This window comes from Aquabacter sp., assembly GCF_965279295.1.
In the GTDB taxonomy this organism is placed as follows: domain Bacteria; phylum Pseudomonadota; class Alphaproteobacteria; order Rhizobiales; family Xanthobacteraceae; genus Aquabacter.
The window spans coordinates 79,504-99,776 of record NZ_CBDIHQ010000011.1 but is presented as its reverse complement, the minus strand read 5'-3'; the positions used below and the strand labels follow the sequence as shown (position 1 = coordinate 99,776).

The following is a 20,273-nucleotide window of genomic DNA, read 5'->3' as shown; positions in this document are numbered from 1 at the left end:
AAGGTGCCCTTCACTTCAGCTTGCGCGCGGCGGCCGGGGGGAGGAATTCCTCGGTGAAGATGTCGACGGAGGTCGGCAGCTTGGCCTTGAAGTCATAGGTGACGGCGATCTGGTCGATGGACTTGTTCATGCGGTCCCGGTCGATGCCGCCGATGCCGTTCGCCGTCACCCACTCGGTGGCGATATTGTCTTTGATGGCCATCTTCAGCCGGGCGAGTTCGATCTTCTCGTCGCCGGTTTCATTGCGCTTCATCACGGACTTGATGGCGTCCTCGGGATTGGCGACGGTGTCGATGATGCCCTTGATGGTTGCACGCACGAAGCCGGCGACATCCTTGGGGTGCGCCTTGGCGAACTCGTCGTTCACCACCACGGCGTTGCCGTACAGCACGAGGCCGTAGTCGGACATCAGCATCACCTTGATGTCCTCGGGCTTGAGGCCCTTTTGCAGCAAGTTGAAATAGGAGGAGAAGGAGAAGCCGGTGATGGCGTCCACCTTGCCGTCCGCCAGCATGGGCTCGCGCACCGGGAAGCCGACGTTCTCGATCTTCACCTTGTCGGCGTCGATGCCGTTTTCCTTCACGAACGCCTTCCACTGGGCGAACGCGCCGTCCGGCGCGGGCGCGCCCAGCACCTTGCCTTCCAGGTCCTTCGGCTTGGTGATGCCGGTCTTCGCCAGGGTGACGATGGAGAAGGGCGGCTTGTCGTAGACCATCAGCACGGCCTTCACGCCCTTGTCGGGGTTCTGGTCGCGGAACTTCACCAGCGAATTGATGTCGAAGAAGCCGAGCGGGTAGGTGCCCGCCGCGATGCGCGCGATGCCGGCGACCGAGCCGGGGCCGCTATCGATGGTCACGTTGAGGCCCTCGGCCTTGTAGTAGCCCTTGTCGATGGCGACGAAATAGGGCGCGGATGGACCCTCGAACTTCCAGTCCAGCGCGAATTTGATGTCGGTGTCGGCCAGGGCCGGGATGGCGGCGCCCAGCAGCGCGGCGGCGCCGGCGAGGGCGGAAAAGAAGGACCTCATTGTGCTCTCCCTGTTTGCCCTAAAGGCAAGCAAGGCATGTGCCACGGGGTGCGCGCTTAAGCTTGCCCTCCCGCTTGCTGTAATTCCCTTCCCCCTTGGGTGAGGGGGAAATCCGAGGGGCTCGCGCGGGGCTTCCAAGTCGGCGCACGCTTTCGCATCCTTTCCCCGGCCAAGCGACGCCGTCTCCCCCTCACCCTAGCCCTCCCCCTCAAGGGGGGATGGAAACCCAGACATCGACACCAGCATCCCCGCCGTTTCGCCCTTCCTTTAGCTCCCTCCCCCCTTGAGGGGGAGGGTTGGGGTGGGGGGTATGGCGCCGCCCAAACCACCACCTCCGCACCCAGTGGAGAGATACCCCCCACCCTGCCCTCCCCCTCAAGGGGGGAGGGGAAAATCGGAGGGGGTCGTGCCCAACACCTTTATCCCCGCCGTTTCCGGCGAGGGTGGAGGGATGTGGGAGTGGATGGCGCGTCGGCAGACGCGCGCCGAGGTGAAAGTTGATATCAGGGCCTTCGCCCCTCCACTCCCACGCGGTGATTTATGGCTTCTCGCTGACGCCGAGTGGGTAATAAGTTCTCCCATTAGCACCGGACGAACCAGTCCCGGATCCATGCGTCACGCCCTTGGGCCTCCTTGGCTAACAGTCCCGGGGGCGTTAATCCCGGTCCCGTCGGACAACCGCCCCAAACACCACACATCAGGTCGCTCCGGACGCGCCCCTCCTTGGTGCAAGGTGAAAGGACGCTAACACAGACGACAGATAAAAGGAATATAGTCTCTAAGATTTTTTTCTTATATTTCCGTAACTGCCCGATTATTGGGCAGTCGCCTTAAGCGCGGGCCGCGTCACAGGCCCAGATAGGCGGCACGAACCTTCGGATCGTCCAGCAGCGCCTGGCCTTCGCCCTCCAGAACCACATGCCCGGTTTCCAGCACATAGCCTCGGTCGGCGATGGCCAATGCGGCGGAGGCATTCTGCTCCACCAGCAGCACCGTGATGCCCTCGCTTTTCAGCCGCACCACGGCGGCGAGAATCTGGTCGATCAGCAGGGGCGCGAGGCCGAGCGAGGGTTCGTCCAGCAGCAGCAGCTTGGGCGCCGCCATCAGCGCGCGGCCGATGGCGAGCATCTGCTGCTGCCCACCGGACAGGCTCATGGCGGGGATGCGGCGCTTTTCCGCCAGCACCGGAAACATGTCGTAGATGCGGGCCAGCGCGCCGGCCTCGGGACTGCGCCGCCGGAAGGCGCCGAGCTTCAGATTGTCCTCCACCGAGAGCGGGCCGAACACCTGCCGCCCCTCGGGCGATTGCGCGATGCCCAGCGCCACACGGGCATGGGGCTCCAGCCGCTCGATGGCGGCGCCCTCGAACAGGATCCGCCCGGAGGCGGTGGGCTGCACGCCGGAGAGGGTGCGCAGCAGCGTGGTCTTGCCGGCGCCGTTGGAGCCGACCAGCGCGACGATCTCGCCGGTGCGCACCTCCAGGCTCACATCGTGCAGAACCGAGATGCGGCCATAGGCCGAGTTGAGGCTTTCAACCTTGAGCACGGTCTGCCTCCCGTGCGCCGTGTTCACCGAGATAGGCGGCGATGACGGCCGGGTCCTCGCGCACCGCGCGCGGCGGCCCCTCCGCGAGGCGCCGGCCTTGGGCCAGGACCAGAACCCGGTCGGAAATCTTCATCACCAGCTTCATGTCGTGCTCGATCAGGACCACGCCGACGCCGCTCTTGGCGATGTCGCAGATCAGATGCTCGATGGCCTGTGTCTCCACCGCATTGCAGCCGGCGGCGGGTTCGTCCAGCAGCAGAACCTTCGGCTCGGCGGCGAGCGCGCGGGCGATCTCCAGGCGCTTCAGGGCGCCATAGGAGAGCGAGCCGGCGGTGGTGCCAGCGGTATCTCCCAGGCCCACCCGTTCCAGCAGCGCCTGGGCGGCGTCGCGGGTGATCTTGTTCTGCCGTCCGGCGGACGGCAGTCCGAACAGGTCGGAGACGAACGAGGTGCGCTCCGACAAATGCCGGCCCACCATGACGTTTTCCAGCGCGCTCATGCGGAAGAAGATTTGCAGGTTCTGGAAGGTGCGCGACATGCCGCGCCGCGCCAGCAGGTGGGGCGCAAGGCCGGTCATGACCTCGCCCGCCATGGACACCCGCCCGCGCTGGGGCGTGTAGATGCCGGTGACGAGGTTGAACAGCGTGGTCTTGCCCGCGCCGTTGGGACCGATGATGGAAAAGATCTGGCCCGGCTCCACCGTGAAGCCGACGCCGTCCACGGCGATCAGGCCGCCGAACGAGATGCCGAGGTTTTCGACCGCGAGCAGGCTCATGACAGGCGCTCCAGCAGCCATTTGCGCAGGGTGGGCACGATGCCGGCAGGCAGGAAGATCATGAAGACCATGATGAGCAGGCCCAGCACCGCCTGCTCATATTCCTGAAGCGCGGTCAGCGCCTGGGGCAGCACCACCAGGAAGGCTGCGCCCACCACCGCGCCGAGCACGGAACCGAGCCCGCCGATGATCACCATCGCCACCAATTCGATGGAATGCATGAAGCTCGCGGTATCCGGCGTCACGAGCCCGTTCATGCCCGCCAGCAGCCCGCCTGCGAAGGCGGCATAGATGGCGGCGATGACAAAGGCGGCGAGCTTCTTGCGGGTGACGTCGATGCCGGCGCCCGCCGCTGCCACTTCGCTGTCGTGCAACGCGCGCAAGGCGCGGCCTGTCGGGCTTGCCTCGATATTGAGCGCTAGCCAGGCGCCGATCATCAGCGCGCCGCCCGTCACCCAATACCATGTGGAGGCACCGGAGATGCGCCAGCCGAGCACGGTGGCGCGGGCCACCTGCATGCCGTCCGGCCCGCCGGTCCATTGGCTTTCGCTATGGAAGACCAGCGCCAGGATGACGCCGAAGCCCAGCGTCGCGATGGCGAGGTAATAGCCTTTCAGCCGCAGGATCGGCCGCCCGACGATGAAGGCCAGGAGGCCGGACAGCGCCGCGCCGATAAAAAGGGACAGCACCGGGTTGAGCCCGAAATGGGCCGGGCCGATGGCGACCGCATAGCCGCCGATGCCGAGGAAGCCGGCATGGCCCAGGCTCACCTGCCCGGCATAGCCCATGAGAATGGTGAGGCCGAGGGCGGCAAGCGCGAACACCCACACCACCGCCGCCACCCTGAGATAGAAGGCGGAGGGGGCAAGCCAGGGGATCACCGCGATGATGATCGCGAGGAAAATCAGCGTCGAGAGACGCGAGCGGATCAGTCTCGCCAGCATCACACGCGCTCCACCGAGCGGCCGCCGAACAGGCCGCGCGGCATGAAGAACAGCACCAGCAGGATCACCACGAAGGCAACCGCATCCTTGTAGGTGGAGGAGATGTAGCCGGCGCCGAACGCCTCCAGCAGACCGATCAGCAGGCCGCCGACCACGGCGCCCAGCGGATTGCCCATGCCGCCCACCATGGCGGCGGCGAAGCCCTTCAGGGCGAATAGGGTGCCGACATCATAGCGCGTGAGGGTGATGGGCGTGACCACTACGCCGGCGATGGCGCCGATGGCGGCCGAAACGCCGAAGGCCAGCGCCAGGATAACGGTGACGTTGATGCCGACGAGACGCGCCGCGAGCCGGTTGGCGGCGGTGGCGAGCAGCGCCTTGCCCAGCAGGGTCTTTTCCAGAAACAGATAGAGCGCCACGAACAGGGCGAGGGCAACGCCCATCACCCAGATGCTCTGCGGCAGGATCGTCGCGCCGCCGACCGCGATCGGCGCATCGCCGGAGAAGGCGGGCAGGGAATGGAACTGCTTGTCGAACACCACCTGCGCCACGCCCTTGATGAAGATGGACGCGCCGATGGTGATCATGATGAGCGCCACCGGCGAGGCGCCCCGCGCCGGCTCGATGGCGAGGCGATGCAGCAGCAGGCCGACGATCACCGCGCCGACGATGGCGATGAACGCGGCCACCGGCAAAGCGAGGCCGGCGGAGGCGAGAAACACCGTGCCCATGCCGCCGATCATCACGAAATCGCCCTGGGCGAAATTGATGACGTCCGAGGCGTTGTAGATGAGCGTGAAGCCGAGGGCGACGAGCGCATAGACCGCGCCCACCGTCAGCCCCGAGAACACCAGTTGCAGGAACTCGGCCATGTGTGCTCGCTGCGCCCTATCAGAATTTTCCCGATCCCGCCGTTCGCCTCCCTCCCCCCTTGAGGGGGAGGGCAGGGTGGGGGGTACTCTCTCCACTTGATCCGGCGGAGGTGTTCCTGGCGGCGCCATACCCCCCACCCCAACCCTCCCCCTCAAGGGGGGGGAGGGGCGCGTTGAGCGGGAGGGGCGCCGTTTTGCCTACTTGCCTTCCATCACCCAGTCGCCGCCCTTGATCTGGAGCATGCGGAACGAGTCCGTGCCCAGGCCAAGATGGTCGGTGGGGGACATGGTGTAGATGCCGGTCACGCCCACATAATTCTTGGTGCCTTCGATGGCATCGCGAACCTTCTGCGGGTCGGTGGACTTGGCGGCCTCGATCGCCTTCACCAGAATCTGGATGCCGTCGAAGCCGTAGCCGCCGAAGGTCGAGACCGGCTGGCCGGTCGCCTTCTCGTAGGAGGCCTTGTATTCGGTGGCGATCGCCTTCTGCTTGTCGTCGGCGGGCAGCTTGTCCACCACCAGCAGGGCAGGGGCGGGCAGGCGGACGCCTTCGGCGGCGGGGCCGGCAAGCTCCACATAGCTCTTGGAGGCAACGCCGTGGCTCTCATAGAGCGGCAGGGTGATGCCGAGCTGGGCGTAGTTGCGGGTCACGATCGCCGGGCCCTGGCCGAAGCCGGGGTTGAGCACCGCCTGGATGCCGGCGGTGTTCTTGATCTTGTTGAGCTGGGGCGTCATGTCGGAATCGGTGGCGCCGTAATTCTCATCCACCAGCACCGAGATGCCGTAGTCGCCGATCACCTTCAGGCACTGGGCGCGCATGGATTTGCCGAAACCGTCGGTGCCCGAGATCATGCCGATCTTGGTGAAGCCCTTGGACTTCATGTCCTCGAAGATCTTCTGGCAGGCGGTCTTGTCGGTGTGCGGCGTCTTGAAGACGAAGGCGCGGACCGGCTCGACGATCTCGATGGCGCCGGCGAGCGAGATGAACGGCAGCTTGGCGTCCTCGAACACCGGGGCCATGGCCATGGTGGTGCCGGTGGTGGTGCCGCCGACCATGGCGATCACCTTGTCGTCTTCCACCAGGCGGGTGGCGAAGGTGCGCGCCTTGTTGGCGTCCCCACCATCGTCATAGAGCACCAGCTCGACCGGGCGGCCGAGCAGCCCGCCCTTCTTGTTCAGCTCGTCCACATAAAGCTTGAGCGTCTTGGCTTCCGGATCGCCCAGGAAGGCGGCGGGGCCGGTGGCGGAGACCACCGAGCCGATCTTCACAGGATCGGCGGCGAAAGCGGACGAAGAAATCAATGCAGCAGCGGCGACGGCGCGCAGCGCCCATCGTCCGGCGACGGACGTTCCCATGTGGCGTTCCTCCCAAAAAGGCCGGTCGAAAGGAGCGGGTTGGCCCGCCTCCACGCTGCCGCGACCTTACGGAAGCGCAGCAGCACCGGCAATCTATGATTAACCGACCGATTGGTCAATCTTATCCGTGGCGATCCTGCGCGCGCTGGGTTAGATTGAACCATCAACCGGACAATCTTTGATAGGCCGGACAATGACCGGCGCGCATGCAAGGCGCCGGCGCCGTGGCGCCACACCGCCCGCGCGAAGGCTGGATGGAAGCAAGGATGGCTCGCACCCGCGCCCAGGATTACGACACCAAGCGGCTGGCCATCCTGCACAGGTCGGCGGAACTGTTCGCGCAATACGGCTATTCAGGCACCTCGATCACCATGATCGCGGACGCGTGCGGCGTCTCCAAGGCGTTGCTGTACCACTACTACCCCGACAAGGAAGCGGTGCTGTTCGACATCATCTGCGACCATCTGGAGATGCTGATCTCCGTGGTGGAGGCGGCGATTGCCGGCGCATCCGACCCGGAAGACCGCCTGTTCGCCATTTCCACCGCTCTGCTCGAAGCCTATCGCGATGCCGATGCCGAGCATCAGATCCAGATCGCCAATCTCAAGCTGCTTCCCGAGGAGCGGCAGGAAATCCTGCGCGGCATGGAGCGGACCCTGGTGGTGCTGTTCTCCGATGCCATCGCCGAGGCGGTGCCGGAGATCGGCCGCGGACCGCTGCTGAAGCCCATCACCATGTCGCTGTTCGGCATGCTGAACTGGCACTATCTCTGGTTCCGCGACGGCAAGGGCCTGACCCGCGCCGAATATGCCCGCCTCGTTACGCAGATGCTGGCGGGCGGGGCCGCGCGGGCGCTGGCTGCGGTGACGCTGGACTCAGTGCCGCCTGCCTCGACGCCGCCTGCCTCGACGCCGCCTGCCTCGACGCCGCCTGCCTCGGCGCCGCCCGCCTCGACGCCGCTTGCCGCGGAGGCGCCCTCAGCGGAACCCGTGGTCCGCGCGTCGGTCAAAGCCGGCCTCGCGAAGGCGCGGTAACGAGGCGGGCCGCCGCCTACCAGTTGTCCTTGAGCTTCTTCCAGCCATCCACTGCGGTCAGGGTCAGGACCGCTGCTTCCATGGTGCTTTTGTCCCGGTAGCCATTGGTCCAGGAGCCGGACAGCAGGAATATGGTCGCCAGAGCCGCGAGGCAGCCATTCTCCTTGCCGGACGTGATCAAATCCCTGCTGACCTGTTCCTTCGGCCTCACCTCTTTGGCGATCATGGACTTGAGCTTCTTCCCCGTGGAGTGGAAGATCTTCAAAATCCCCGCGACACCCAGCGTGCCGACGGAAACCGCGACAACTCCGACGTTCCGCTCTTTCTTGTCGATGATATATTGGATATTCTTCTCGCACTGCGTGCAGTTGCAGTAATAGACTGTGGCGCCGTGCTTTCCGCCGCGGGCATCGTCTCTCAATGTGTAGAGATCGAGCACCTTCCCCGCCTGCACGGCGACGGTCGCCATACTGATCCACGCGGTAATCGCCGAGCCGAACGGCGCCAAGGTTGTGGTCATCGGGATGGCGTGGTGCAGGACGTTGACGTTCCCGCCAACCGAGACACCGCCATGAATGAGCGCGCTTCCAGCTGTCGCCGCCAGCTTGGGTGCGGCTGTGCCGACGCCCTTCTTGGCGTAGTATGCGGCCTTATCCAGCGTGGGCCTCGACCCCGGTGCCGGCGGCGGGCTGCCGAGCCGCGCAAGCTCAGCGCGCTGGTCCTTCTCGCTCCAGAAGCCCATCTTGTTTGATTGGTGCGAGCCGTCGAGAATATCGGAGAGTTCCGCAAGCAGCTGAGGGGAAGGCAGACCCATAAGCGTTTCCTCGTTGGCCGCGAGTTTCATGACCTCACGATAGAAGGTCTATTGCTCCGGCAACCTGTTCTACGAGCCGGACAGGATGAGAGAATTCTCTTTCAGGAGGGCTCAATTCACACTGCGGCGATTTCGCTATGTCTATTGCAAGCGGCCAAGCTGAGCAAGTAAAACAAGCCGTGAAGTCCTTGCTGCGGCAGGTTTTTGGCCGGTGCGGCATTGCGCTCCGGGCGCGCTGCCGCGCCGTCCTCGGCTATTTTGCGACGCGCCTTTGAGCGGGCGCCCGTCGCGTGCGGGCGAAATCGGCGGGCCTCTTTCGCCCACGCCGTCCGCGCTTTATGCATCAAGCCATGTCGCGTGCCCTTGCTCCCATCCTCGATCATGTCCGCGCCGAGCCCTCGCGCACCTGGTCCATCATCGTCACGGTCTATGGCGATGCCATCGTGCCGCGTGGCGGCAGCGTGTGGTTGGGCACGCTCTCAGCCTTCTTCAAGGCGCTGGACATCTCGGACGGCGTGGTGCGCACCGCCATGTCGCGGCTTGCTTCGGACGGCTGGCTGGAGCGCACCAAGGTGGGGCGCAACTCCTATTACCGGCTCGCCGAGAAGGGGCGCGACACCTTCCGTCAGGCCTCCGAGCATATCTACAATCCCCGCCCGCCGGCCTGGGCCGGGCATTTCGACATGCTGCTCGCCGACACCTCAGTCCGTGCCGCGCTGGAAGCGGCGGACTTCGGCTCGCCCGCGCCCGGCGTGTGGATCGCGCCCGGCGGCACGCCGGTGCCGGGGGAGGCGGTGGACGCGGTGCTCCTCCAAGCAGGAGGCGATGACGCGGCCAACCGCGCGCTCGCCGCGCGCAGCTGGCCGCTGGAAGAAACCGGGGCAGACTATGCCCGTTTCCTGGAGGCGTTCGGCCCGCTGCGCGCCGCCGTCGCGGCGGGGCGGGGGCTGTCCGACCTCGATTGCCTGGTGGCGCGGGTGCTGCTGATCCACGATTATCGCCGCATCGTGCTGCGCGATCCCATCCTGCCGGCCGAGGTGCTGCCGCCGGATTGGCCGGGTACCGCCGCGCGGGCCTTGTGCGCCCAGGTCTACGCCGCTCTGCTGCCCGGCTCGGAGCGTTGGCTGGATGAGAACGCGGTGGACGAAACCGGCGCCTCGCTGCCGGCAAGCGATGAGGTGTGGCGGCGGTTTGGCGGGTGAGGGTGGATGATCTGGGGGGCGGGTGTTTCTCTCTCCCGCTTGCGAGAGCCCTGGGAAAGGGATCTCGCCAAGTGCCACGGTTCGTTGAGTGCAGAGGCTGGGCTGTTTTCACCTCGCCCCGAGGGGGAGAGGTCGGCTGCGTAGCAGACGGGTGAGGGGGCTCCGCCATTTCAGGACTGGAGAGGGTTGTCCCCCCTCACCCCAACCCTCTCCCCCGCGGGGAGAGGGAGCATCGCGCGGTCACTCAAGCAACATCACGGACTCCCTGCAAGCGGGAGAGGGGGCGACCTAGAGTGGACAGCGCATCACGAAACGGCCGCGTCCCGGCAGAAGGAGAAGCGCATGAGCACGGTTCTGGTCACGGGCGGGTCGGGCTTCGTCGGAAGCCATGCCATCGTCCAGCTTCTGAACGCCGGGCACTCGGTTCATGCCACGGTGCGCGACCTCGCGCGCGGTGGAGAGGTGCGCGCCATGGTGGCGCGTGGTGGCGCGGATGCGGGTGCGCGCCTCTCTTTGTTTGCCGCCGACCTTCTGAAAGATGATGGCTGGACGGCCGCGGTGGCCGGCTGCGACTATGTCCTGCATGTCGCCTCGCCCATGCCGCTGCGCCAGCCCGCGAATGAGGATGACCTCATCGTGCCGGCGCGAGAGGGCACGCTGCGGGTGCTGCGGGCGGCGCGCGATGCCGGGGTGAAGCGGGTGGTTCTCACCTCCTCCTTTGCCGCCATCGGCTATGGGCAGCCGGGGCGGACGGCGCCGTTCGACGAGACCTGCTGGACCGACCCGACCCATCCCGAAGTGCCGGCCTACATGCGCTCCAAGACCCTGGCCGAGCGCGCCGCCTGGGATTTCATCGCCCGCGAGGGCGGCGGCATGGAGATGGCGGCGATCAACCCCACAGGCATCTTCGGCCCCGCCTTGGGGCCGGACTTGAACGGCTCGCTCGCCATCATCAAAGGTATGCTGACCGGCGCGATCCCGGTGGTCCCGCGCATCAATTTCGGCGTGGTGGACGTGCGCGACGTGGTGGACCTGCATGTGCGTGCCATGCTCGACCCCGCCGCCGCCGGCCAACGCTTCATCGCCACTTCGGGCGAGTTCATGTGGCTGCGCGAGATCGCCGCCGTCCTGCGCGCCCGCCTGGGGGATGCCGCCCGCAAGGCGCCGCGCCATCAACTGCCTGATTTCGTGGTGCGCCTCGCTGCCCTTGTCGCCCCCATGGCACGCCCCGCCGTGCCCCTGCTGGGCGTGGTGCGCAACGCCACCAGCGAAAAGGCGATCCGGCTGCTGGGCTGGACGCCGAGGGCGCCGGAGGATGCGATTGTCGCGGCGGGGGAGAGTTTGGGGCGGTTGGGACTGCTCTGAAGGCGGTTCTGCCTCCCGCCTTCGGCCGGTTTTGCCTGCTATGCGGGCAGGGCGGGCGTCGCCCTTGCGGTATGCCGGTTTGCGCCTTGTGCGGGTGGTCCGGCTGGGGTTCTTTGGGGCTGGCGTTGCGCGGGCCTTTGCCGCCGCGCTCGATCTTTTGCACCTCGACAGTCAACGCTCCAGAACCGTCTCAGATTTTTTCCCTTTCATCCCGCCGCCCGCGCGCCGCAGATAAGGCTCTTTGCCTGTCGATGCGGGGCAGGCGTGGTGCGCTTTTCGATGGTCGCCCATGTCCGTAAACGTCACCGCACGCCAGCGTCCCTATGTGGTCGGGGCGATCCTCCTGTCCACCTTCATGGTGGCGATCGAAGCCACCATCGTGGCGACCGCCATGCCGAGCATCGTCGGGCAGTTCGGTGGGTTCGGGCATTACAGCTGGGTGTTCTCGTCCTTCCTCCTGGCGCAGACCACCACCACCGTCATCTATGGCAAGCTCGCGGACGTGTTCGGGCGCAAGCCGACGCTGATCGCCGGGACCGCCCTGTTCCTGTTCGGCTCGCTGATGTGCGGGCTGTCCTGGTCGATGCTGTCCCTGGTGGGGTTTCGCCTGCTTCAGGGCATCGGCGCCGGGGCGATCCAGCCCATCACCATCACGCTCATCGGCGACCTCTACAAGCTGGAGGAACGCGGCAAGGTGCAGGGCTTCGTCGCCAGTGTCTGGGCCGGCTCGGCGGTGGTGGGGCCGCTGGTGGGCGGCGTGCTGGTGGACCATGTGTCGTGGGTCTGGATCTTCTGGATGAACATCCCCATCGGCATCCTGTCGATGGTCGGCTTCGTGATGTTCCTGCATGAGAAGATCGAGCCGCGCGAGAGCCCGATCGACTATCTCGGCGCCGGCCTCCTCACCATCGCCATCGCCTCGTTGCTGATCATCCTCAGCGAGACCGATAGCTCCTGGCCTGTCATGGCGGGCTTCGCCGCCGTGTGCGTGGTGAGCGGCGCGGCTTTCGTCTGGCAGGAACGCCGCGCGCAGGAGCCGATCGTCTCCTTCGACCTGTGGCGCCGAAAGCTGGTGGCGGTGTGCAACACCACCGCGCTGCTGGTGGGCGTGCTGCTGATCGGCCTCACCACCATTCTGCCGCTCTATGTGCAGGGTGTGCTGGGCTATTCGCCCATGGTGGCGGGGCTCGCGCTGACCATGCTGATCCTGGGCTGGCCGGCCTCGGTGAGCCAGTCGGCGCGGATGTTCCGCGCGTTCGGCATCCGCAACACGCTGCGCACGGTCAGCGCCATGCTGCCGGTGGGCACGGCCATCATGCTGTTCCTGACGCCCGGCAGCCACCCCGCTCTCGCGGGGCTGGGCTCGTTCGTGGTGGGCATCGGCATGGGCACCACCAGCTTCACCTGCATCGTGCTGATCCAGGATAGCGTGGAATGGTCCATGCGCGGCAGCGCCACCGCCTCCAACATCTTCGCGCGCAACCTCGGCAGCGTCCTGGGCGCCACCGTGGTCGGGGCGATGGTGAATATCGGTCTGGTCTATTATTCCGCCCCCGATATCGCCGGCCGCGTGCATGACGTGCTCAACCAGAAGGCGGGCCTTGCCGACGTCGCCGCCGACCCCGCCGTGGTGGCGGTGTTCGACCAGTCGCTGCACCTCGCCTTCTGGGCGCTTTTCATCGTCGCGCTGCTCACGGCGGCGACCGCGTGGCTGATCCCGGTTGCGCCTATAGGCGGAGATAAACGGGCCACCAGTGCGCCGGCCTTGGGGGAACATGCGCTGGGGGAATAGGTCGGGGTGGGGTCATGGTCTTGACAGTATATCAATTCTTGAATACCGAGGTATCTGCTTACGTGTAAAGTGCCGCAAGGTACTTGGCCTGGTGTCTTCGCTAGGTCTCATTTTATTGTTCCCACTTGGGGCCTTGGAAGACGGCTTTGCGCCATCGTCCAGGGACCGCTCCGCTCGATGCCTCAAAGCCGTCTTCCAAGGCCTTAAAGGTAAGCATTGCTTCCGTATTTAGAAGATATCGATGTCGATCGGGTCCACGTACAGGAGCCGTTCGACATCGTTCTTCTTTGTGGTGGAACATGCAGCGATATCAGCAATCCCACTCCTATGTCGCTTCGCGACGCCTTTCTTAAGGCGACACTCCCGCTCCGCTTAAAGATAGATATCTTTTACAAGCAGAGAGTGTGACTTCTGAATTTGATTTTTTCAAAAACTACAATGATTTACTTATATTTGAAACCGATCTTGCCCAGATAGTCGAGTTAATAATTTTATTCTGTGAAAGCGAAGGTAGTTTGGCGGAATTGGGAGCGTTCGCTGCTACAGATGAGATTATGAAGCGCCTTTTTGTTGTTATTCGCGAGAGGCATTGGAATGAAAATTCATTTATCAAGCTTGGCCCGTTGAGGCGAATAGAAAATCATGTTGGTCGCAACGCCATTTCTGTCATAGCGGATGATGATGTCGGTTTCAAAGGCCATTCGGCAGCCGATATCGATAAAAATAAGCTTATTGATATATTGATTGACCCTCTCAATGCTAGGCTTGAGATGGTGAGGAAGACCACCACGCTGGATCATGGTCTATCGGGTCATGTTATTAAGCTTATTGTCGGGCTTGTTCAGGAATATGGTGCACTTACGTTGGGGGAAATAATTGAAACTCTAAAAATTTTTCATATTCACAAAGATAAAGACGATATACGCGGTTATCTACTTTGTTCAATTGCCGTAAGATGGTTGGAAATCGTTTCCAAGGGGGCGCGCGATTTTTATGTCCAAACAGCTTCTAGTCACGCCAACGGCAAAGATGCCGCCACCCTCTATATGAAAGATGGGGCGAAGGAGGCAAATAAAGGACGCCGCCGCTTCGACATAAGGCAGTACTGGAAAGAAAAAGACAAATTGAGATTTGCCGCAATTCAACAGGTTATGAAAGGAATGCCGCTTGTCTAAAGTCGTGCAAATCCTTTCAATAGCTAGCGGGTTGAGCGAGACTGATACGAGGTCTATCCTTGCCTCGGCGCCCGTCCGCTACAAAACTTACTTGATACCTAAACGAAATGGTGGCTCGCGGCAGATTTCTCAACCGGCAAGAGAAGTAAAATTTTTACAGAAAGTTTTTTCTGATGAAGTTTTATCTAAACTTTATATTCATGAAGCCGCTATGGCATACCGTCGCAATAGATCGATTAAAGATAATGCGGCTGCACATGCTGGCAGTGGGGCGATTATTAAATTCGATTTCTCAAATTTTTTTCCATCAATTACCGCGACAGATTGGAAGTCGTATTGTGAGAAATTTTCTGTTTTTGAAAACGAGGAAGACATAAATTTAACCTGTAATCTTCTATTCCGCCGCTCAAAGTACGGTTCAATTTTGCGTCTTGCTATAGGCGCGCCATCGTCACCCATATTATCTAATGTAATAATGGCTGATTTTGACAAGCTTATTTCTGAATTAGTTGCAAAACACAAAGTTTCGTATACGAGATATGCCGATGATCTGACTTTTTCAGCAAAACGAGCAGGTAATTTATCAGAAGTTGAACGTATATTGCGGAATGTTCTTCAATATATGCCGTCGCCGCGTCTGCGCATTAATGAGGGTAAGACAGTCTTGGCGACAAAAAAATATCGCCGCGTAGTTACTGGTCTTGTTCTTACTGACGATGGTGAAGTGTCCCTCGGGCGGGACCGTAAGCGAGTGATACGTGAAAGTGTACACAGATATACGCTTGGCCTGCTTGATGATGAACAGGCTGCTCGCTTATCTGGTCTCTTAGCCTTCGTGAATGCCGTTGAGCCCTCTTTTCTGGATAGGCTCGTTGAAGTCTATGGATTGAGTAAAATTGAAGAAATAAGAGGGCGATTTAAAAAAAAGCAGTTGATATATAAATTATACGATAATCCACAGTATTTTTCTGAGGAATAGGCAATTTCAGTCTGTAATATCGTTTCATTTAAATCCGTTACAAAATTCCCTTGCCTCTGAAAATTCCGTCACATATAATCCTTCCAAACATAGGGAGGAGTGCATGTATACGCAGGCCCTCAACGCCAATCCGGATGCCGCCGAACGCAACCTCGAAGATGCCGCTCTCGCTGCGCGCTTTCAGGAGCGGGTGGATGAGGAAGAGCGGATCGAGCCCAATGACTGGATGCCGGCGGCGTATCGCAAGACGCTGACGCGCCAGATCTCCCAGCATGCCCATTCCGAGATCGTCGGCATGCTGCCCGAGGGCAATTGGATCACCCGCGCACCCTCGCTGCGGCGCAAGGCGGCGCTGCTGGCCAAGGTGCAGGACGAGTGCGGCCACGGGCTCTATCTCTACGCCGCCGCCGAGACGCTCGGCACCTCGCGCGAAGAGCTGGTGGATCAGATGCTCTCCGGCAAGGCGAAGTATTCGTCCATCTTCAATTATCCCACCCTCACCTGGGCGGACATCGGCGCCATCGGCTGGCTGGTGGACGGCGCGGCGATCATGAACCAGATCCCGCTGTGCCGCTGCTCCTACGGGCCCTATGCCCGCGCCATGATCCGCGTGTGCAAGGAGGAATCCTTCCACCAGCGCCAGGGCTACGAAATCATGGTCACGCTGGCCCAGGGCACGGCCGAGCAGAAGGACATGGCGCAGGACGCGCTGAACCGCTGGTGGTGGCCCTGCCTGATGATGTTCGGCCCGCCCGACAGCGACAGCCAGCATTCCGACCAGTCCACCAAGTGGAAGATCAAGCGCTTCTCCAATGATGAGCTGCGCCAGAAGTTCGTCGACGCCACCATTCCCCAGGCGCAATATCTCGGCCTGACGCTGCCCGACCCGGACCTGAAGCAGGACCCCGAGACCGGGCACTGGAGCTACGGCACCATCGATTGGGACGAGTTCAAGCAGGTTCTCGCCGGCAACGGCCCCTGCAACCGCGACCGGCTCGCCGCCCGCCGCAAGGCCCATGAGGATGGCGCCTGGGTGCGCGATGCAGCCCTCGCCTTCGCCGAAAAGCGCCGCGTGAAAGCGGCCGCCGCCTGACAGGAAGGAAGCGCACCATGTCGAGCCAGTCCATTCCGCTTTGGGAAGTGTTCATCCGCTCCCGCAACGGCCTCGCCCACAAGCATGTGGGCTCGCTGCACGCCACTGACGTCACGCTGGCCCTCCAGGCCGCGCGCGATCTCTACACCCGGCGCGGGGAGGGGCTCTCGATCTGGGTGGTGCCCTCCAACGCCATCACGGCGTCGGACCCGGCGGACAAGGGCATGATGTTCGAGCCCTCCGAAAGCAAGATCTATCGCCACCCCACCTTCTACGACGTGCCGGATGAAGTCGGGCATATGTGATCCCGCCGTCCGTTCCCTCTCCCGCTTGCGGGGGAGGGTTAGGGAGGGGGCTTTGGTGAGGATGGGTTGAGTTCGGTGTGTGCCGTGAGGCGCCTGCCCCCTCCCCAGCCCTCCCCCGCAAGCGGGAGAGGGGGCGCCATCGATAAAAACAACCGAGGAAACACCCATGTCCGCAGGCTCCATCACCGTCTCCGAGACGCCGCTCGTGCGCTATGTGCTGCGCCGCGCCGACGATGCGCTGGTGCTCGGCCATCGCCTGTCCGAATGGTGCGGCCACGCCCCCATGATGGAAGAAGACATGGCCATGGCGAACATGGGCCTCGACCTGCTGGGCCAGGCGCGCTCGCTCTATGCCTATGCCGCCGAAGTCGAAGCCGCCGGCCACACGGAAGATGATTTCGCCTATCTGCGCGACGTGCGCGGCTACGGCAACATCCTGCTGGTGGAGCAGCCCAACGGCGATTTCGCCCGCACCATGGTGCGCCAATATCTCTATTCCGCTTTCATCGATCCCTATTGGCGCGCCCTGATGGGCTCGTCCGATGCGACGCTTGCCGCCATCGCCGCCAAGGCGGAGAAGGAAAGCGCCTATCATGTGCGCCATTGCGCCGAATGGGTGATCCGCCTCGGCGACGGAACGGACGAAAGCCATCGCCGCGCGCAGGAGGCGGTGGATCATCTGTGGGCCTTCACCGGCGAGATGTTCGAGGTGGACGCCCCCGAGCGCGCGCTGATCGAAGCCGGCATCGTGCCCGACCCCGAGGGCCTGCGCGCCGAATGGCGCGCCGCCGTTGGCAAGGTGCTGGACGAGGCGACCCTTAACGTGCCCGGCAATGCCTGGATGCAGAAGGGCGGCCGCGCGGGCGCCCACACCGAGCACCTCGGCCATCTGCTCGCCGACCTCCAGCACATTCAGCGCAGCTTCCCCGGGGCGACCTGGTGATGAGCGCGGCGCGCCGAGACGCTGATGCTCTGCGCGGCGAGGTTTGGCGCGTGGCAGGCGCCGTGGTGGACCCGGAAATCCCGGTGCTCTCCATCGCCGATCTCGGCGTGCTCAGGGATGTGACGGTGGCCGACGGGCGCGTCGAGATCGCCATCACGCCGACCTATTCCGGCTGCCCGGCCATGAACATGATCGCGCTGGAAATCGAGATTGCGGTCGAGAAGGCGGGCTTGGGGCCGGCGGTGGTGAAGACCGTGCTCTCCCCCGCCTGGACCACCGATTGGATGACCGAGGACGGGCGACGCAAGCTGCGCGAATACGGCATCGCCCCGCCGGTCAAGGGTGGCGGACGCCGGGCGCTGTTCGGCGAGGACGAGGTCGCCTGCCCGCAATGCGGCGCCACCGACACGGCGGAAATCGCCGCCTTCGGGTCCACCTCGTGCAAGTCGCTCTGGCAGTGCCGCCGCTGCCGCGAGCCGTTCGACTATTTCAAATGCCACTGATGGGTAACGCCATGTCTACCGTCATGTCTGATGTGACCTCTCAAGCGGCCCCCAACGCGGCCGTAAAGCCCGTCGCGAGCCCGAAATTCCACCGCCTCGCCGTGCGCAATGTGAAGCGCGAGACCGGGGATGCGGTCTCCATCGCCTTTTCCGTGCCGCCCGACCTGTCGGAGCATTATGCGTTCGCGGCGGGCCAGTATTTGACGCTGCGCGCGACGGTGGAGGGCGAGGACGTGCGCCGCTCCTATTCCATCTGCTCCGGGCCGGACGATGGGGAATTGCGCATCGCCGTGAAGCAGGTGGAAAGCGGCCTGTTCTCCACCTGGGCGAACAGCTCCATCAAGGCGGGCGATGAATTGGAGGTGATGACCCCCACCGGCCGCTTCGGCCTCGGCGGCAATCCGGGCGACGGGCGCCTGCATGTGGGATTTGCGGCCGGCTCCGGCATCACGCCGATCCTCTCCATCGTGCGGGGCGTGCTGTCACGCGAGCCCGGCAGCCGCTTCTTTCTGTTCTACGGCAACCGCTCGACCAACGAGATCCTGTTCCGCGAGGACCTGGAGGAGTTGAAGGACCGCTTCCTGGGCCGGCTCTCCGTGTTCCACGTCCTCTCCAAGGAGGAGCAGGATCTGCCCGTTCTCAACGGCCGGCTGGATGGGGACAAGGTGCGCCTGCTGCTCACCGCCATGGTGCCGGCGGCGGCGGTGGATCACGCCTTCATCTGCGGCCCCGAGGGCATGATCGATGACCTCGAAGCAACGCTGAAGGACCTGGGTCTGCCGGAGAGCCACATTCACACCGAGCGATTCGTCTCGGCGCTGGGGGGCGCGCCGCGTCCCAAGCCGGTGGTGGTGGCGGATGCCCCGCCCGCCCATGTGGCGGCGATGATCGTCGACGGCAAGCGCCGGGACGTGCCGGTAGCCGCGGGCGAGACCGTGCTCGACGCCGCGCTGCGCGCCGGCATGGACCTGCCCTTCGCCTGCAAGGGCGGCATGTGCTCCACCTGCCGCGCCAAGGTCGCGGAAGGCGCGGTGGAGATGGACGTCAACTATTCCCTGGAGCCTTGGGAGTTGAAGGCCGGCTTCGTCCTCACCTGCCAGTCGCATCCGACCACGCCGCGCGTGGTGATCGATTTCGACCAGATGTAGGGTCGCTGAATTCCCCTTTGGAATCGAACCGTCCACCGGTTTTTGCGCCGCGTCTGTCCCGCCTTTTCGCGGGGTGGGTGCGGGGTCGTGCCCGTGCGGGCACTTCGCTAAGCCTCCCATATCGTTGACAGTTGGTCGCGGCGCTCCTACCACTGATGCGCCGGTCGGTTTGCAAAGAACGGGGGAAATGTGGGGCGACCCATCTCCCTAACCCAAAGGGGACCAAATCGCATGGCCTTACGCGTTTCGGGTAAGAACATCGACGTCGGAGAAGCACTCCGGCACCGCCTTTCGGATCGTGTTTCCGAAGTGCTCGGCAAATATTTTGACGGCGGCTGGTCCGGCCATATCACAGTGGCGCGAGAAGGCTCCGGCTATCGGTCCGAGTGCATGCTCCACCTTGATTCGGGCGTGAACCTCCAGGCTCACGGCAATGCGCACGACGCCAATGCGTGCGCCGATGTTGCGGTGGAGAAGATCGAGAAGCGCCTGAGGCGTTACAAGCAGCGCCTCAAGGATCGCCACGGGCACGGCCACAGCAACGGTATGGACGCGAGCAGCGCGCAAGCCTATGTCCTCGCGCCCGCAACGGAAGCGGAGACCGACGAGGTCGTGGAAGGCTGGAGCCCCACGGTGGTCGCGGAACAGGTGACCGCGCTGCGCAGGATGACGGTCGCCGATGCCGTGGTGGAGCTTGAGATCACCGGCGCGCCGGTGGTGGTGTTTCGTCACGCCGGACATGGCCGCATGAGTGTGGTGTACGTCCGTCCGGACGGGCATGTGGGTTGGATCGACCCCGCAGCCTTCGCCGAGGAAAAACATTGAGTCCCGCGGGACGGGGAGGGCGGTCGTCGCCCCTCCCGTCCCGCTTCCGCAGCAGGGGCCGCAGCGGCCCCGGCGCGGTCCGAGTTTAGACCCAGGAACAAGGTTCGATGCCTCTCGCCGATCTCCTCTCGTCCGACGCGGTTTTTCCGTCCCTTCGGGCGAGCAGCAAGAAGCAGGCTCTTCAGGAGCTTGCCCATCACGCCTCCCTTCTTGTGGGGCGTGACCAGAGGGAGATTTTCGACACTCTGCTTCAGCGCGAGCGGCTTGGCTCCACCGGCGTCGGTGGTGGCATAGCTATACCCCACGGCAAGCTGCCGAAGCTGGGACGGCTGTTCGGCGCCTTCGCCCGGTTGGAAAAGCCGATCGATTTTGAGGCGCTGGACGGGGAGCCGGTGGATCTGGTGTTTCTGCTGCTGGCCCCCGAAGCGGCGGGCGCGGACCATCTCAAGGCCCTCGCCCGCGTGGCACGCATGCTGCGCGATCCGCTGATCGCCGAGAAGCTGCGGGCGACCCGCGATGCCGGCGTCATCCACGCCCTTCTCACCGCTGTTTCGGCCTCCGACGCGGCCTGAGGGC

19 protein-coding genes and 1 pseudogene are annotated in these 20,273 nt (G+C 63.7%); 13 read left to right on the top strand and 7 right to left on the bottom strand.

The window, feature by feature from the left end:
* Nucleotides 1–10 precede the first annotated feature (10 nt).
* The 6 genes from ADADO0_RS04910 to ADADO0_RS04885 all read right to left on the bottom strand — a co-directional run bounded on the left by ADADO0_RS04910 (nt 11) and on the right by ADADO0_RS04885 (nt 6,519).
* Nucleotides 11–1,027, bottom strand: a complete 1,017-nt coding sequence (locus ADADO0_RS04910; protein ID WP_511303981.1) for an ABC transporter substrate-binding protein — start codon at nt 1,025–1,027, stop codon at nt 11–13.
* A gap of 846 nt (nt 1,028–1,873) precedes the next feature.
* The gene (locus tag ADADO0_RS04905) at nt 1,874–2,572 is read right to left on the bottom strand and encodes an ABC transporter ATP-binding protein (RefSeq protein ID WP_511303980.1); all 699 of its coding nucleotides are present in this window, start codon (nt 2,570–2,572) and stop codon (nt 1,874–1,876) included.
* Nucleotides 2,559–3,347: an ABC transporter ATP-binding protein gene (locus tag ADADO0_RS04900; RefSeq protein WP_511303979.1), complete on the bottom strand. Its 789-nt coding sequence runs from the start codon at nt 3,345–3,347 to the stop codon at nt 2,559–2,561. Before ADADO0_RS04900 ends, ADADO0_RS04905 begins: the two co-directional genes overlap by 14 nt.
* Complete coding sequence (locus ADADO0_RS04895) at nt 3,344–4,291, bottom strand: branched-chain amino acid ABC transporter permease (protein ID WP_511303978.1); 948 nt, start codon at nt 4,289–4,291, stop codon at nt 3,344–3,346. The genes ADADO0_RS04900 and ADADO0_RS04895 overlap by 4 nt, the downstream gene beginning before the upstream one ends.
* Nucleotides 4,291–5,163, bottom strand: a complete 873-nt coding sequence (locus ADADO0_RS04890) for a branched-chain amino acid ABC transporter permease (protein WP_511303977.1) — start codon at nt 5,161–5,163, stop codon at nt 4,291–4,293. The genes ADADO0_RS04895 and ADADO0_RS04890 overlap by 1 nt, the downstream gene beginning before the upstream one ends.
* Nucleotides 5,164–5,361: 198 nt before the next feature.
* A complete protein-coding gene (locus ADADO0_RS04885) occupies nt 5,362–6,519 on the bottom strand; it encodes an ABC transporter substrate-binding protein (RefSeq protein WP_511303976.1) in 1,158 nt (385 codons plus the stop codon).
* A 266-nt stretch (nt 6,520–6,785) separates the two neighbouring features.
* Here ADADO0_RS04885 and ADADO0_RS04880 point away from each other — a divergent pair, with 266 nt between their 5' ends.
* Nucleotides 6,786–7,553 (top strand): TetR/AcrR family transcriptional regulator, encoded by a 768-nt coding sequence (locus tag ADADO0_RS04880; RefSeq protein WP_511303975.1) that lies wholly within the window; start codon nt 6,786–6,788, stop codon nt 7,551–7,553.
* 16 nt (nt 7,554–7,569) lie between these two features.
* Here ADADO0_RS04880 and ADADO0_RS04875 read toward each other — a convergent pair whose 3' ends face one another.
* Complete coding sequence (locus tag ADADO0_RS04875; protein ID WP_511303974.1) at nt 7,570–8,367, bottom strand: hypothetical protein; 798 nt, start codon at nt 8,365–8,367, stop codon at nt 7,570–7,572.
* A 350-nt stretch (nt 8,368–8,717) separates the two neighbouring features.
* On the opposite strand from ADADO0_RS04875, the gene paaX reads away from it, so the two are divergent.
* The 12 genes and pseudogenes from paaX to ptsN all read left to right on the top strand — a co-directional run bounded on the left by paaX (nt 8,718) and on the right by ptsN (nt 20,269).
* Entirely contained in the window at nt 8,718–9,569 is an 852-nt protein-coding gene (gene paaX, locus ADADO0_RS04870) for a phenylacetic acid degradation operon negative regulatory protein PaaX (RefSeq protein WP_511303973.1), read from the top strand.
* Between the two features lie 342 nt (nt 9,570–9,911).
* Nucleotides 9,912–10,934, top strand: a complete 1,023-nt coding sequence (locus ADADO0_RS04865) for an SDR family oxidoreductase (protein WP_511303972.1) — start codon at nt 9,912–9,914, stop codon at nt 10,932–10,934.
* Nucleotides 10,935–11,223: 289 nt separating this feature from the next.
* Nucleotides 11,224–12,726 carry an MFS transporter gene (locus ADADO0_RS04860; protein WP_511303971.1) on the top strand — a complete coding sequence of 501 codons (1,503 nt, stop codon included), beginning with the start codon at nt 11,224–11,226 and terminating at the stop codon, nt 12,724–12,726.
* A gap of 383 nt (nt 12,727–13,109) precedes the next feature.
* Nucleotides 13,110–13,901: pseudogene (locus ADADO0_RS04855) on the top strand (retron St85 family effector protein); the annotation flags it as partial.
* Complete coding sequence (locus ADADO0_RS04850; RefSeq protein ID WP_511303970.1) at nt 13,894–14,880, top strand: retron St85 family RNA-directed DNA polymerase; 987 nt, start codon at nt 13,894–13,896, stop codon at nt 14,878–14,880. The pseudogene ADADO0_RS04855 and the gene ADADO0_RS04850, both read left to right, overlap by 8 nt.
* 103 nt (nt 14,881–14,983) lie before the next feature.
* Nucleotides 14,984–15,973, top strand: a complete 990-nt coding sequence (gene paaA / locus ADADO0_RS04845) for a 1,2-phenylacetyl-CoA epoxidase subunit PaaA (RefSeq protein ID WP_511303969.1) — start codon at nt 14,984–14,986, stop codon at nt 15,971–15,973.
* Between the two features lie 17 nt (nt 15,974–15,990).
* Nucleotides 15,991–16,278 (top strand): 1,2-phenylacetyl-CoA epoxidase subunit PaaB, encoded by a 288-nt coding sequence (gene paaB / locus ADADO0_RS04840; protein WP_511303968.1) that lies wholly within the window; start codon nt 15,991–15,993, stop codon nt 16,276–16,278.
* Between the two features lie 166 nt (nt 16,279–16,444).
* The gene (gene paaC, locus ADADO0_RS04835; RefSeq protein ID WP_511303967.1) at nt 16,445–17,221 is read left to right on the top strand and encodes a 1,2-phenylacetyl-CoA epoxidase subunit PaaC; all 777 of its coding nucleotides are present in this window, start codon (nt 16,445–16,447) and stop codon (nt 17,219–17,221) included.
* Nucleotides 17,221–17,724 (top strand): 1,2-phenylacetyl-CoA epoxidase subunit PaaD, encoded by a 504-nt coding sequence (gene paaD / locus ADADO0_RS04830; RefSeq protein ID WP_511303966.1) that lies wholly within the window; start codon nt 17,221–17,223, stop codon nt 17,722–17,724. The genes paaC and paaD overlap by 1 nt, the downstream gene beginning before the upstream one ends.
* Before the next feature lie 23 nt (nt 17,725–17,747).
* Nucleotides 17,748–18,872, top strand: a complete 1,125-nt coding sequence (gene paaE / locus ADADO0_RS04825; protein WP_511304103.1) for a 1,2-phenylacetyl-CoA epoxidase subunit PaaE — start codon at nt 17,748–17,750, stop codon at nt 18,870–18,872.
* Nucleotides 18,873–19,103: 231 nt separating this feature from the next.
* Nucleotides 19,104–19,697 (top strand): ribosome hibernation-promoting factor, HPF/YfiA family, encoded by a 594-nt coding sequence (hpf, locus tag ADADO0_RS04820; RefSeq protein ID WP_511303965.1) that lies wholly within the window; start codon nt 19,104–19,106, stop codon nt 19,695–19,697.
* Between the two features lie 107 nt (nt 19,698–19,804).
* Nucleotides 19,805–20,269 (top strand): PTS IIA-like nitrogen regulatory protein PtsN, encoded by a 465-nt coding sequence (gene ptsN / locus ADADO0_RS04815; protein WP_511303963.1) that lies wholly within the window; start codon nt 19,805–19,807, stop codon nt 20,267–20,269.
* The last annotated feature ends 4 nt before the right edge of the window (nt 20,270–20,273 follow it).